This is a genomic window from Actinokineospora iranica (assembly GCF_900101685.1).
Classification (GTDB): domain Bacteria; phylum Actinomycetota; class Actinomycetes; order Mycobacteriales; family Pseudonocardiaceae; genus Actinokineospora; species Actinokineospora iranica.
This window is the reverse complement of the sequence record NZ_FMZZ01000012.1, coordinates 137,660-150,510: the sequence shown is the minus strand read 5'-3', so window position 1 is coordinate 150,510 and position 12,851 is coordinate 137,660. Positions and strand designations below refer to the sequence as shown.

The window sequence follows — 12,851 nt, the reverse complement described above, 5'->3', positions numbered from 1 at the left end:
TGGCATGACCTTCTTCGGGCGGGTGTTGATGGAGGTGTCCGTTGTTCGCGTCAGCTATTCCGGGAGTGTCTTCGATGTCGTCCGCGCCGACCACGCTGACCATGTACTCGACCACTTGGTGCGGGTTCTGCCGCAGGCTCAAGACCCAGCTCAACGCGGAGGGGATCGAGTTCGTCGAGGTGGACATCGAGGAGAAGCCGGAGGCCGCGGACTTCGTGATGAGGGTCAACGGCGGCAACCAGACCGTCCCGACGCTGCACTTTCCCAACGGGACCGCGTTGACCAACCCGTCCCTCGCGCAGGTCAAAGCCCAGTTGACCAACTAAACCGTTCGCAGAGGCCAGTGGGGGCTGCCCGTCGGGCTGCCCCCACTGTGGCTTTCACAGGGTCCGTTCACTGGGCCAAGCCGCGCCGACCACGGAAGAACAGCCACAGCAGCCACGCCTGGAACAGGGCCGCGCCGACAAGCGCAGCACTGCCAGCGATGCCGTTCCACGGCTCGCCCATCTCCGGCAGCAGAACGATCACCAGCGACGTCGGCAGCGTGACCCCCACCGCCACCACCGGCGCGAACGACGCGTCCGGCCCGTCAAGGACAGCCAGCACGACAGCGACCGCGGCGAAAACCACGATCACCACCACCAGATACCCCAACGCCACCTTCCGCGCCGCGCGCTGGTTGCTCCATCCGCTCACCGGCCACCACCGACCAGCACCAGCCGTCCGCCGCGCCCTCCGGTCACTTCGCACCACCGCCCCGCACAACTGTCACCGCACCCGGCCGAACCATCCACCGCCACGCCACACCACCCGACCTCGCCGCACCGTCACAGGACACCCTCAACGCCGCGCCCATTCGCCACGCGGCCACCCAGCACACTCACCACACCGCGCCGATGTCACGCGCACCACTCACCTCACCCCGCCGCGCGCCGATCGACTCACCCGCCTCCCGCGCGCCGCCGACACCACTACGGCACCGTTGCCAATAGCCGCCGCACCCGTCAGTTACCCGCCACCGCCAACAACGTCACAACACGCCCTGGTTCCCGCACGTCACCGACGCTCAACGCACGGGCGTCCAGCACGGCGCGGATGCTGCGTGTCAATGACCACCGGGCATCCACCCCGGCCACCGAACACGTAGGTGTCGCACGCATACGGCCTCGCGCCAGGCCATGCCACACCCTGGCGTGGCTACGCCACACACCCAGCCCAGCCCACAGGGCCACCACGAAGGGGAAGTGCCTAGGCTCGCAGGTAGGAAGCGCCGTTCAGGTCCAAGATCGCCCCAGACGCCCACAACGCCTCACCGGAAGCCAGGTAGACCACGGCGGCGGCGATCTCCTCCGGCACGGCGACCCGGTCGAACGGGCTCTGCGCGCGGATCACTTGGCCCTGTTCGCCGGTGAGGCGGTTCGCCACCCGGTCTGTGTCCACGAATCCGGGGGCTACCGAGGTGACCGCGATTCCATGGGGCGCGAGGGCCACCGCCAGTGACTGTCCGAGGGAGTGCAGGCCCGCCTTGCTTGCCCCGTACGCCGGATGGTCCGGTTCGCCGCGGAAGGCGCCTCGGGAGCCGATGTTGACGATTCGGCCGCCGGTGCCCTGCGCGATCATCCGAGCCGCGACCTGGTGGGTGAGGTTGGCCGTGCCGAGCAGGTTGATGCTGACAACGCGCTGCCAGGTGTCTACCCAGTCCGCGTAAGAGGTGTCCGCGGGCGGGTGGGACGGTGTGGGGGCGGCGGCGTTGTTCACCAGCACATCGATCCCGCCGAGACCGCTTACCGAGTCCTCGACAAGCCGCGCTATCGCCGCCGGGTCGGCCAAGTCGGCGCCGACGACGATGTGGCCGTCGCCGGGGAGGTCAGCGCGCACGCGCTCGGCGCGATCAGGGTTGGCCGAGTAGTGCAGGGCGACGCGGTCGCCGAGTCTGGCGAAGGCGTGCGCGACAGCGGCTCCGACACCGCCGGACGCGCCCGTCACCAGGACTCGCCGGGGTGGCACGGCGCCGCCGGGGACAGGGGCGGGAACTGTTTCGCTCATCGCCCCAGCATGGCAGCGCCGACCGTTGCCTAGGCTGGGTGCATGGGACGGGTGACGGTACGCAAACCGGTGGTCCGGTTGACCGCGGCGGGACGGCGCTCCCGGCCCGACGTGCTGGCCGCCGAGGAACCGCTGGAGGTCCGCGTCGGCGGGCGGGCGCTGGCGGTCACCATGCGCACGCCCGGCCACGACGTGGAGCTAGTGCACGGTTTCCTGCTGACCGAGGGCGTCATCGGCGACCGGTCCGACGTCTCCATCGTCCGGTACTGCGACGGTGTGGACGACGAGGGCCGCAACACCTACAACGTGCTCGACGTCGCGCTCGCCGAGGGCGTTCCGCCGCCGGAGGCGGGCGTGGAACGCAACTTCTACACGACGTCCTCCTGCGGGGTGTGCGGGAAGGCGGCGCTGGACGCGGTGCGGCTGAAGACGCGGTTCTCCCCAGCCGCCGACCCGGTGCGGATCTCGCCGTCGGTGCTGGGCGCGCTTCCAGAAGTGCTGCGCGCGCGGCAGAAGGTGTTCGACAGCACCGGCGGGCTGCACGGCGCGGGTCTGTTCACCGCGGACGGTGAGCCGCTGGTAGTCCGCGAGGACGTCGGTAGACACAACGCTGTCGACAAGGTGCTCGGTTGGGCGCTCTTGGCGGGCCGCGTCCCTCTTAGCGGGACTGTCCTGTTGGTGTCAGGGCGGGCGTCGTTCGAGTTGGCGCAGAAGGCCGCGATGGCCGGGGTTCCGGTGCTGGCGGCGGTGTCCGCGCCGTCGTCGCTGGCGGTCGACCTCGCCGAGGAACAAGGAATGACACTGGTCGGATTCCTGCGTGGCGACACCATGAACATCTACACCGGCGACGGGAGGATCGCGTGAAGCCGCTCGACGGCGTGGTGGTGGTCAGCCTGGAGCAGGCGGTGGCGGTGCCCTACGCGGCCCGGTTGCTGGCCGACCTGGGCGCGCGGGTGATCAAGGTCGAGCGGCCGGGCGGCGGCGACTTCGCCCGGCACTACGACCGGTCGTGCGGCGAGGTGTCGAGCTACTTCGCGTGGACCAACGTCGGCAAGGAGTCGGTGGCGCTGGACCTCAAGCACCCCGACGGGGCCGCGGTGGTGACCGCGCTGGCAGGCCGCGCCGATGTCGTGCTGTGCAATCTGTCGCCGGCGGCGGCTCGCAGGCTCGGCTTGGACGCGGAGAGCTTGCGGGCGGCCAATCCTGGTCTCGTGGTGGCTGAACTGTCCTCTTATGGCGAGGGCGGCCCTTACAGCGACCGGAAGGCGTTCGACGCTCTTATCCAGTCCGAAACGGGGTTAGTCGCGAGCACCGGTGACGGTGACGCGATGGCGAGGGCGGGCATCTCGGTGGCCGACATCGCCGCGGGGGTGCAGTTGCACGCGGCGGTGCTCGCGGCCCTGGTGCGGCGGGGGCGGACCGGCGAGGGCGCGACGCTGCGGCTGACGCTCATGGAGGCGTTGGCCGAGTGGATGCACCAGCCCGCGCTCTACGCCCATGGCACCGGGCGCGCGCCGCTGCGGCACGGCGCCCACCACCCGACGATCGCGCCGTACGGCCCGTTCGCGTGCGCGGGCGGGGAGACGATCCACCTCGCGGTGCAGAACGACGGTCAGTGGCGGCGGCTGTGCGAGGTGGTCGATCCGGGCTTGGCCGAGGAGCCACGGTTCCGCACGGTCGCCGACCGGGTGGCGCGCCGAGCCGAGTTGCACGCGCGGTTGCAGCCGTTCTTCGATGCCGTCGCCGCGGACGACCTGCTGGCGGCGCTGGACCGGGCCGATGTCCCCGCCGCCCGCACGCGCAGCGTGGCCGAGTTGCCCGAGCATCCGCAGCTGGTCGCGCGGGACCGGTGGTCGGCGGTGCCGGTGCCGGGCGGGGTCGAGGTCCCGATGCTGCGCCCGCCGGTGGACGCGGACGCCTGGGGCTGGGACCCGGCCGCCGTGCCCGCCCTCGGCGAGCACACCGCGGCCGTGCTGACCTGGCTCGGCTACCCGGACGACAAGATCGCCGACCTGCGGAACCGCGCCGTCATCGCGGGCTGACGCCTGCCGCCGACACGACGATTCGACGACGGGTCAGGGCGATCGGTGGTGCTTATCGATCGCCAGGCCAGAACGGGTTCAGGCCGCGAAGGCTGCGTGCTCCGGTTGGTCGATCGACCACGGGCACCCGACAGGCAGGTTGCTGGCGGGCATCAGGCCGCGATGGTGGTGGCCCAGCAGGTCGAACCCCGTCAACCGTGCCCACCAACTGCCAGACTGGGGCGGGTTCAGGCCGCGGTGGCGGCGTGGTCGGCCGGGGGCGCTGGCCGATTGTCGGGGTAGTGGGTGAGGTGGTGGTGGTGTTGGTTCACGTCGGCGGTGCTTACCGACGTCGGGTTGGTGGTGGGAGACGGTCTGCGGTCGGGCACGGCACCGCCACTGGGCCGATATCCGCCGGGGACCTGATAATCGGCGGACGCCGCCTGCCTGCTCGTCACCGAGCTGATCTGCCGTCAACCTGACGGTGGGTGAGCGCGGCTGGGCTACTGGACCATCCGGGGGAACGGTTATCCCGCTATCCGCGCACGGTAAGTCATCGGGACGCGAAACGTTGTGGTGGGTTCGCACGATGTGGTGGTCGGGGGCGGCCAGGGGCCGCGCCACGGGTGTGCGTTGGTACGCCTGTGGAGTCGGGGGGACCACGGAGGGGCCATGACGGACTCGGCAAGTGAGCGGTTGGTGCGCAGGCGCTCGCTGTTGATCGCCGGGGCTGCGGGAGTCGCGACCACCGGAATCGCGTTGGGGGCGTTGACCGGGTCCGTGCCCATGCTCGACGTGGTGGCCAAGGCGGTCGGTGGCGGCGCAGCGGCTGAGCCGGTCGTGCGGGTGGAGCGGGTGCGTTCCGCCGCGCGTGGGGCTGAGGTGAACCTCGTCACAATTCTGCCGAGTGAGCTGCCCGCCCGGAATCTGCCGGTCTGCCTGTTCCTGCACGGTCTGCGCGGCAGCGCCCGGCGGGCGGCTCCGACGGGGCTGGCGGGAACGCTGGTGCGGGGCGTGCGCTCGGGCGAACTGCCGCCGTTCGCCTTTGTCGCGGTGGATGGGGGCGACAACTACTGGCACGAGAACCGGGTCGGCGACAACTCGATGGCCATGCTGCTGGACGAGGTGCCGCGGTGGCTGCGCGAGCGCGGGCTCGGCGACGCCACCGGCACGCCGTTCGCGTGCGCGGGGGTGTCGATGGGCGGGTTCGGCTCGCTGCTCTACGCGCGCAGGCGACACGAGCAGGGCAGGCCGCTGGCCGCGGCGGCGGCGATCTCGCCCGGCCTGCTGACGTCGTGGCGGGAGATGAGCACCCGGCGCGCGTTCAAGAACAACCACGAGTGGGCGTCGCTGGACCCGCTGCGCAACGTCGAGAAGCTGGGCCGCACCCCGATCGGCATCTGGTGCGGTACCGAGGACCACTTCATCGAGGGCACCCGCAAGTTCATCCGCCTGGCCTCCCCCGAGGTCGCCTACACCGGCCCCGGCGGCCACGGCGACAGCTTCTACCGCCGCATCGTCCCCGACCTGCTGGCCTTCCTCGGCCGCCACGTGCCGGACACGCGGGTCTGACCCCAGGCCCGCGCGCGGAGTGCGGCGAGGGCTTCGGCCGTGGTGGCGATCAGGGTTTCCAGGCTCACCATCTGCGCCTTCGAGAAGGCGGCCCCGGAGATCGCCGCCGCCGGTGAGCGGTTCCTGGGACGGGACTCCGCGGTGGTCGACGCGATCGGCGATCGCCACACCCAGGGCCAGAAGCTCGGCCACGTCGACCTGCTCACCGTCTGCTAGCCGACCGGCTCCCGGGCCGCCAGGCGGGTGTGGCGGTCCCGCACCCAGTCCAGCAGGCTGGGCCAGGGTCCGTACCCGGTGCGGGGGTCCAGAGTTCCACCCGAACGGATGACGTCCAGGTCGACCTTGAGGGTGGCGGCCATGGTCACCGCCTCGTCCACCGGCAGGGCCGGGTCGTCTTCGCCGGTCACCAGTTGGGTCCAGCCCGCGGCTCGGCGGATGCCCGCCGGGTCCAGCGGCACCGGGGTGAAGCCGTGGACGTCGGGGTGCCGCCAGGCCGCGCCGGGCGGGGCGACGAGCAGCACCGCGTCGACCCGTAGCGAGTGGTCGTCAGCCGGGGTGCGGGTGGCGTGGTGCAGCCAGAGGGCAGCGCCCAGCGAATGCGCCACGACCACGCGGCGCGCCGCCCTGGGGTTGGCCGCCAAGTGGTGGGCCAGCTCAGCCAGCCAGGTGTCCAGGGACGGGGCGTCCGGGTCGCTGAACACGGGGACGTCGACCTCGGCGCCCGCCTGAGCCAGCTCGTGGGCCAGCCAGGACTGCCAGTGGCCGCGACCGGCGCCGGTCAGGCCGTGCAGGAGCAGCACGTGCGGCCAGGGCTCCGGCGCCGTCATCGCGGTACTCAGGCGGACTTCTCGCGGCGCTCCCGGCGCGAGGGCTGGCGGGCCACGATGGTGGGGTTCACGTTCTCGCGGACGGTCTGCTCGGTGATGACGACCTTGGCGACGTCCGTGCGGCTCGGGATGTCGTACATCACCGACTGCAGGACTTCCTCCATGATCGCGCGCAGGCCGCGGGCGCCGGTGCCGCGCAGGATCGCCTGGTCGGCGACCGCTTCGAGCGCGGTGTCGGTGAACTCCAGTTCGACGCCGTCCATCTCGAAGAGCTTCTGGTACTGCTTGACCAGCGCGTTGCGCGGCTCGGTCAGGATCTGCACCAGGGAGCGCTTGTCGAGGTTGGTGACGCTGGCCAGCACCGGGAGGCGGCCGATGAACTCCGGGATGAGCCCGAACTTGATCAGGTCCTCGGGCATGGTGTCGGAGAAGAAGTCGGCGGCGTCGATGTCGGCCTTCGAGCGGATCTCCGCGCCGAAGCCCAGGCCGCGCTTGCCGACCCGGTCCTGGATGATGCGCTCCAGGCCCGCGAACGCGCCAGCCACGATGAACAGCACGTTCGTCGTGTCGATCTGGATGAACTCCTGGTGCGGGTGCTTGCGCCCGCCCTGCGGCGGCACGCTGGCCGTGGTGCCCTCCAGGATCTTGAGCAGCGCCTGCTGCACGCCCTCGCCGGAGACGTCGCGGGTGATCGACGGGTTCTCGCTCTTGCGGGCGATCTTGTCGACCTCATCGATGTAGATGATGCCGGTCTCGGCGCGCTTGACGTCGTAGTCGGCGGCCTGGATGAGCTTGAGCAGGATGTTCTCGACGTCCTCGCCGACGTAGCCCGCCTCGGTCAGCGCGGTGGCGTCGGCGATGGCGAACGGCACGTTGAGCAGCTTGGCCAGCGTCTGCGCCAGGTAGGTCTTGCCGCAGCCGGTGGGGCCGAGCATGAGGATGTTCGACTTCGCCAGCTCGACGGTCTCTTCGCGCGACTCGCGGCCCTCACGGCCCTCCGGCCGGGCGCGGTCGCCGGCCTGGATGCGCTTGTAGTGGTTGTAGACCGCCACGGCCAGCGAGCGCTTGGCGTCGTCCTGGCCGATGACGTACTGGTCGAGGAAGTCGTGGATCTCGGCGGGCTTGGGCAGCTCGTCGAGTTTGACGTCGCCCGCCTCGGCGAGCTCCTCCTCGATGATCTCGTTGCAGAGGTCGATGCACTCATCACAGATGTACACGCCGGGACCGGCGATGAGCTTTTTCACCTGCTTCTGACTCTTTCCGCAGAAAGAGCATTTGAGCAGGTCTCCGCCGTCACCGATACGTGCCATGACCGCTGACCTCTGTCCCCTCCGGCGCACTCGGGGAAAGTGCGCCTGGCTGTGTGTCCGACCGCTCCCGAAGCCCGGTCGCGACACGTCCTCCGGTGTGTCGTTTCCGGCCCGAGTGCGGCCGTTGCCTTCGACGGTACCCGCCAACCCCCGCTCCGCGGGAGAACCGGATGCCCGACGCGGCCGAATCGGGTCGAAAAGACCTAGTGCACACGGTAGGCCGTTTCGGCCGCGCGTGCGGGTCGTTCTCGCGCCCTCCGCGCCCGCGCCGGGCGCCAGGACTGCTCGTCAGCCCTTGGCGGAAAGCTTCCGGTACGGCAGCACCTCATCGATGATGCCGTATTCCTGGGCCTCCTGGGCGGTGAGGATCTTGTCGCGCTCGATGTCGGCGCGCACCTGCTCCTCGTCCTTGCCGGTGTGCCGGGCCAGGGTGGTCTCCAGCAGGCGGCGCACGCGCTGGATCTCGTTGGCCTGGATCTCCAGGTCGGAGACCTGGCCGTAGACGCCCTCGGTGGAGGGCTGGTGGATGAGCACCCGCACGTTGGGCAGCGCGAAGCGCTTGCCCGGCGTGCCCGCGGCCAGCAGCACGGCCGCGGCGGAGGCGGCCTGGCCGAGGCAGAACGTCTGGATGTCGGGCCGGACGTACTGCATGGTGTCGTAGATGGCCATCAGCGAGGTGAACGAGCCACCCGGCGAGTTGATGTACATCGTGATGTCGCGGTCGGGGTCGGTGGACTCCAGGTAGATCAGCTGCGCCATCACGTCGTTGGCGGACGCGTCATCGATCTGCACGCCGACGAAGATCACGCGCTCTTCGAACAGCTTGTTGTACGGGTTGGACTCCTTGACCCCGTAGCTCGTGCGCTCCACGAAGGACGGCAGCACGTACCGGGACTGCGGGAGGTGAAGTTCACTCACGGGAAACTCCTGTTTCTGGCGTCCGTGGCCGGTCAGTTCGTGTTGGGCGCCTGGTTGACCCGGCTCACCACGTGGTCGACGAAGCCGTACTCCTTGGCTTCCTCGGCGGTGAACCAGCGGTCACGGTCCGCGTCGCTGGTGACCTTCTCCACCGTCTGGCCGGTCTGCTGGGCGGTGATGACGGCCATCTCGTGCTTCCACTTGGCGTAGACCTGCGCGCGGATGGCGATGTCGGACGCTGTGCCGCCGACGCCAGCGGAGGGCTGGTGCATCATCACGCGGGTGTGCGGCAGGACGTAGCGCTTGCCGGGAGTGCCCGACGAGAGCAGGAACTGGCCCATCGATGCGGCCAGGCCCATGCCCCAGGTGGCGACGTCGGGGTCGATGAGCTGCATGGTGTCGTAGATCGCCATGCCCGCGGTCACCGAGCCGCCCGGCGAGTTGATGTAGAAGGTGATGTCCCGCTCGGGGTCTTCCGCGGCAAGCAGCAGAAGCTGCGCGGTGATCCGGTTGGCGATGTCGTCGTCGACCTCGGAGCCGAGGAAGACGATGCGCTCACGGAGCAGCCGCTCGTACACCGAGTCGTTCAGGTTGAGCCCCGCGGTGGCGGACCGCATCAGGGGCGAGAGGTGCTGCGTCACGTCTGCCTGCCTTCTCCCAAAGTCTCTATCCAGAACTACTGCTGATCTCACGACCGACACTAACGAAGGCGGGCGGCGTCGACTTCCCGACACCGCCCACTTTCGCTCAGAGCGTCAAAGACTTCTCGCCTCAGGGGGCCGCGGGCTCCTCGGCCGGGACCGCGGACTCCTCAGGCTCCTCTGCGGGCTTGCCGAACAGCTCCGCCAGGTCGACCTTGTTGCCGGAGGCGTCGGTGACCTCGGCCTGGCGCACGACCGACGCCAGCGCCTTGCCCCGGCGCACGTCGGCGAAGATGGCGCCGAGCTGGCCGGACTGCTGCGCGCGCTGGACGTACTCGTCCGGGCTCACGCCGAAGCGCTGCGCCTGGTAGATGATGCGCTCGGTCAGCTCGCTGTCGTTGACCGAAACCTGCTCGGCCTCGGCGATCGAGTCGAGGATGAGCTGGGTCTTCACCGACTTCTCCGCGTCGGCGCGGACCTCGGCGTCGAAGTCCTCGCGGGTCTGGTCCTGGCTGGCCAGGAACTCGTTGAGCTTGTCCTGGTCGTGGTCGAAGGAGTGCACCGCGTCGTGCTGGCGGGACTCGATCTCGGCCTCGACGACCTTCTCCGGCAGCGGGACCTCGACGGTCTCCAGCAGCGCGTCGAGCACCTTGTCGCGGGCCTGCACGCCCTGCTGCATCCGCTTGACCCGGGTCAGCCGCTCGCGCAGGTCGGCGCGCAGCTCGTCGATGGTGTCGAACTCGCTGGCGAGCTGGGCGAACTCGTCGTCCGGCTCGGGCAGCTCGCGGACCTTCACCGACTGCACGGTGACCGCGACCTCGGCTTCCTTGCCCGCGAAATCGCCCGCGACCAGGGTGGTGGTGAAGGTCTTGGTCTCACCGGCGGACGTGCCGATGAGCGCGTCGTCGATGCCCTCGATGAGCTCGCCGGAGCCGACCTCGTAGGACAGGCCGCTGGTCTTGGCCTCCTCGACGTCCTGGCCGTCGACGGTGGCCGCGAGGTCGATGGAGACGAAGTCGCCGTTCTCGACCGGGCGGTCGGCGCCGGTGAGGGTGCCGAAGCGGGCGCGCAGCTCGTCAAGCTGCTCGTCCACCTCGGCGTCGGTCAGCTCCAGGTCGTCCACGGTGACGGCGAACTCGCCGTAGGCCGGGACGGTGATCTCGGGGCGGACCTCGACCTCGGCGGTGAACGCGAGGTGGTCGCCGTCCTCCAGCTTGGTCACCTCGATGTCGGGCTGGCCGAGGGTCTTGACCTCGCCCGCGGTGACGGCCTCCATGTACTTGGCCGGGATCGCCTCGTTGACGACCTCGTCCAGGATCGGCGCGCGGCCGATGCGGGACTCGATGACCCGGGCGGGGGCCTTGCCCGGACGGAAGCCGGGGATGCGGACCTGGCTCGCGAGCTTGCGGTATGCGCGGTCGAAGTTCGGCTTGAGCTCGTCGAACGGCACCTCGACGTTGATCCGTACCCGCGTCGGGCTCAGGTGCTCGACGGTGCTCTTCAACGTGATCTCCTCGTGCGACTGACAGTGGCGACGCCCGACCGCGCGAGACGGCGGTCGGGAACGACCCCCGAGTCTAGGCGAGCGAGCCGTGCTCGGGACCGAGTGGGGTGCTCAGGGTGGGTACCACCTGCCCGCCGAGCCATTCCACCGCCCGCACGGCGGCCTCCGCCGAGCCGGTCGCCTCGACCATCGCGATGAGGTGCGCTATCCCGCTGCGCTCGGCGCTCTCGCGCAGCCGCCGCGCGCAGTAGTCGGGGTCGCCCACCGGGTGCAGGTCGCACAAGAGGCGGGCGTAGGCGACCGGATCGCGGGTCGGGCCGGGGCGGTCGTCCACCGGGATGTGCGCGGCCAGGCCCGCCCTGAGCCAGCCCGGCGCGGTGGCCATGACCTCTCGGACGGCCTCTTCGCGGCTCCGCGCTATGTGGACGACGACAGTGGACACGTGCTCGGCGTCGACAGGGCCGCCCGCCCGCCGGTAGCGCTCGACAAGAGCCCGCTTGTCGTCGTCGCCTATGTGCATCCCCAGGAGCATGGGCAGCCCGCGTTCCGCCGCGGCCTCGACGCCCCTGTCCGAGGTGCAGGCGACCAGGACGGGCGGGCGTGTGCGCGGGGCGGGGACGACGGGGACCTCGCGGAAGGGGAACCAGCGGTCGCCGGAGACCGTGGGGCCGGTAAGCGCGCGCAAGAGCAAATCGAGTGTGTCGGGGAAGGCGTGTTCAAGACGGTCCAGGGAAGAACCGAAGACCTCCAGATCGACCCAGGGACCGCCGCGCCCCACGCCGAGCCGGAAGCGCCCGCCGGTGAGCGCGTCGAGCAGCAGGGTCCGCTCGGCGAGGGCGACCGGGTGGGTGGTGGACAGGACGCTGACAGCGGTGCCCAGCGCGATCCGTCCGGTGCGGCCGAGCGCGTGCGCGGCGAAGGTCAGGGCGTCCGGGCACACCCCGTAGGGCATGAAGTGGTGCTCGGCGACCCACGCGTCGGCCAACCCGGCGCGGTCGGCCGCGACGACCACGCCCAAGGCGCGGTCCAGGGCGGCGTGGTCGGTCTGGCCGGGGAAGCGGGGGGCGAGGACGAAGACTCCGAGGCGCATTCCTCGGGCTACTACTGGCTGCGGCCGGTCAGGACAAGAGGCGTCCGGGTGATCACCTCTGGGCCGAACCGGTGGAGTGCGCCCTAAGATCTTGTTCGGCGTTCAAGAAAACGGTAGTCAATAACAGACAGATCTACCTGGAGGTGCGATGTCTCTTGATGTGCCCGCGGACCTGTTGGCGCGCGCGGAACGCGGCCCGGTCGACGACGCGGAGTTCGTCGACTGCGTCCGGCAGTCCCTGCCCTACGCCTGGCAGGTGATCTCGGAGGTCGCCACCTCGGTCGACTCCTCCGGCTTCGCCGACAACGAAGTCCCCCCACCGAGCGAGGCCGAACGCGGCCAGCTGCTGCGCGCCCTGGCCTCCGACGCCATCCGCGGTGGCCTCGAACGCCACTTCGGCGTGAAACTCGCCTTCCAGAACTGCCACCGCGTCGCGGCCTTCACCCCCTCCGCCGTCGACAGCGACCGCTACCGCGCGTTCATCTCGCCCCGGGGCCAACTGCTCAACCAGTCCCCAGAACTGCGCGACTGCTGACCCGGCAGGGAGCGCGGCACTCCCCGCGGGAAGCGACCTCCCGCTCCGCCTCCCTGCCCTCTTCACCCGCTGAACGCCCCGAAGCCCGCTTCGGGGCGTTCAGCGTCTTCGCGGCCACTTTCGTGTGGATAGCGGCCTGCGATCCGGCGTGTCGCCATGCTCGCCCGGCGAGTTGTCCACAGGCGCGGCACTACCCCTTTGCCCCGCTGACCTGCGGCGATAGGATGGAACAGGGCTCGGCCCCCAGGGCGGGTGGGGCTTGTTTTCGGGGCTGCGGGGCGGCGAAATAGCCGATTGTCGCTGGTTGGGTCAGAAGTCGGTTGGGTCAGAAGTCGAAGCCGCTGCCATGCGGCAGGGACACCAACCCCAAGATCGCCAACCTGGCTG

Annotated in this window: 15 protein-coding genes; 6 read left to right on the top strand and 9 right to left on the bottom strand. The window is 70.3% G+C overall.

Features of this window, described 5'->3' with window-relative positions; translation table 11 throughout:
- Positions 1-74: 74 nt before the first annotated feature.
- Entirely contained in the window at positions 75-326 is a 252-nt protein-coding gene (locus BLS56_RS22905) for a mycoredoxin (protein ID WP_091454624.1), read from the top strand.
- A gap of 67 nt (positions 327-393) precedes the next feature.
- Here BLS56_RS22905 and BLS56_RS22900 read toward each other — a convergent pair whose 3' ends face one another.
- Entirely contained in the window at positions 394-696 is a 303-nt protein-coding gene (locus BLS56_RS22900) for an SCO4225 family membrane protein (protein WP_091454622.1), read from the bottom strand.
- A 552-nt stretch (positions 697-1,248) separates the two neighbouring features.
- The gene (locus tag BLS56_RS22895; protein ID WP_091454620.1) at positions 1,249-2,046 is read right to left on the bottom strand and encodes an SDR family NAD(P)-dependent oxidoreductase; all 798 of its coding nucleotides are present in this window, start codon (positions 2,044-2,046) and stop codon (positions 1,249-1,251) included.
- Between the two features lie 42 nt (positions 2,047-2,088).
- On the opposite strand from BLS56_RS22895, the gene fdhD reads away from it, so the two are divergent.
- Together fdhD and BLS56_RS22885 are read left to right on the top strand one after the other, a co-directional pair.
- Entirely contained in the window at positions 2,089-2,910 is an 822-nt protein-coding gene (gene fdhD / locus BLS56_RS22890) for a formate dehydrogenase accessory sulfurtransferase FdhD (protein ID WP_091454619.1), read from the top strand.
- Entirely contained in the window at positions 2,907-4,088 is a 1,182-nt protein-coding gene (locus BLS56_RS22885; RefSeq protein WP_091454617.1) for a CaiB/BaiF CoA transferase family protein, read from the top strand. Before fdhD ends, BLS56_RS22885 begins: the two co-directional genes overlap by 4 nt.
- 227 nt (positions 4,089-4,315) lie before the next feature.
- On the opposite strand, the gene BLS56_RS30835 is transcribed toward BLS56_RS22885, so the two are convergent.
- On the bottom strand, positions 4,316-4,525 hold the full coding sequence (locus tag BLS56_RS30835; RefSeq protein ID WP_139190913.1) for a hypothetical protein: 210 nt from the start codon (positions 4,523-4,525) through the stop codon (positions 4,316-4,318).
- 214 nt (positions 4,526-4,739) lie between these two features.
- Here BLS56_RS30835 and BLS56_RS22880 point away from each other — a divergent pair, with 214 nt between their 5' ends.
- The gene (locus BLS56_RS22880; protein WP_091454615.1) at positions 4,740-5,639 is read left to right on the top strand and encodes an alpha/beta hydrolase; all 900 of its coding nucleotides are present in this window, start codon (positions 4,740-4,742) and stop codon (positions 5,637-5,639) included.
- 42 nt (positions 5,640-5,681) lie between these two features.
- Positions 5,682-5,855 (top strand): hypothetical protein, encoded by a 174-nt coding sequence (locus tag BLS56_RS31690; RefSeq protein ID WP_175482990.1) that lies wholly within the window; start codon positions 5,682-5,684, stop codon positions 5,853-5,855.
- Here the strand turns inward: BLS56_RS31690 and BLS56_RS22875 are convergent.
- The 6 genes from BLS56_RS22875 to BLS56_RS22850 form a co-directional block, all read right to left on the bottom strand.
- Entirely contained in the window at positions 5,852-6,466 is a 615-nt protein-coding gene (locus tag BLS56_RS22875) for an RBBP9/YdeN family alpha/beta hydrolase (RefSeq protein ID WP_091454613.1), read from the bottom strand. The two genes, BLS56_RS31690 and BLS56_RS22875, sit on opposite strands and share 4 nt — an antisense overlap.
- A gap of 8 nt (positions 6,467-6,474) precedes the next feature.
- Positions 6,475-7,776, bottom strand: coding sequence for an ATP-dependent Clp protease ATP-binding subunit ClpX (clpX, locus tag BLS56_RS22870; protein WP_091454612.1), 1,302 nt, complete (start codon positions 7,774-7,776; stop codon positions 6,475-6,477).
- A 288-nt stretch (positions 7,777-8,064) separates the two neighbouring features.
- A complete protein-coding gene (locus tag BLS56_RS22865; protein WP_091454609.1) occupies positions 8,065-8,694 on the bottom strand; it encodes an ATP-dependent Clp protease proteolytic subunit in 630 nt (209 codons plus the stop codon).
- Between the two features lie 32 nt (positions 8,695-8,726).
- On the bottom strand, positions 8,727-9,335 hold the full coding sequence (locus tag BLS56_RS22860; RefSeq protein ID WP_091454607.1) for a ClpP family protease: 609 nt from the start codon (positions 9,333-9,335) through the stop codon (positions 8,727-8,729).
- Between the two features lie 130 nt (positions 9,336-9,465).
- Positions 9,466-10,839 carry a trigger factor gene (gene tig / locus BLS56_RS22855; protein WP_091454604.1) on the bottom strand — a complete coding sequence of 458 codons (1,374 nt, stop codon included), beginning with the start codon at positions 10,837-10,839 and terminating at the stop codon, positions 9,466-9,468.
- Positions 10,840-10,912: 73 nt separating this feature from the next.
- Entirely contained in the window at positions 10,913-11,929 is a 1,017-nt protein-coding gene (locus tag BLS56_RS22850) for an LLM class flavin-dependent oxidoreductase (protein WP_091454602.1), read from the bottom strand.
- Positions 11,930-12,077: 148 nt separating this feature from the next.
- Between BLS56_RS22850 and BLS56_RS22845 the strand changes: the two genes are divergently transcribed.
- Entirely contained in the window at positions 12,078-12,464 is a 387-nt protein-coding gene (locus tag BLS56_RS22845; RefSeq protein WP_091454599.1) for an SCO5389 family protein, read from the top strand.
- Positions 12,465-12,851: the final 387 nt, after the last annotated feature.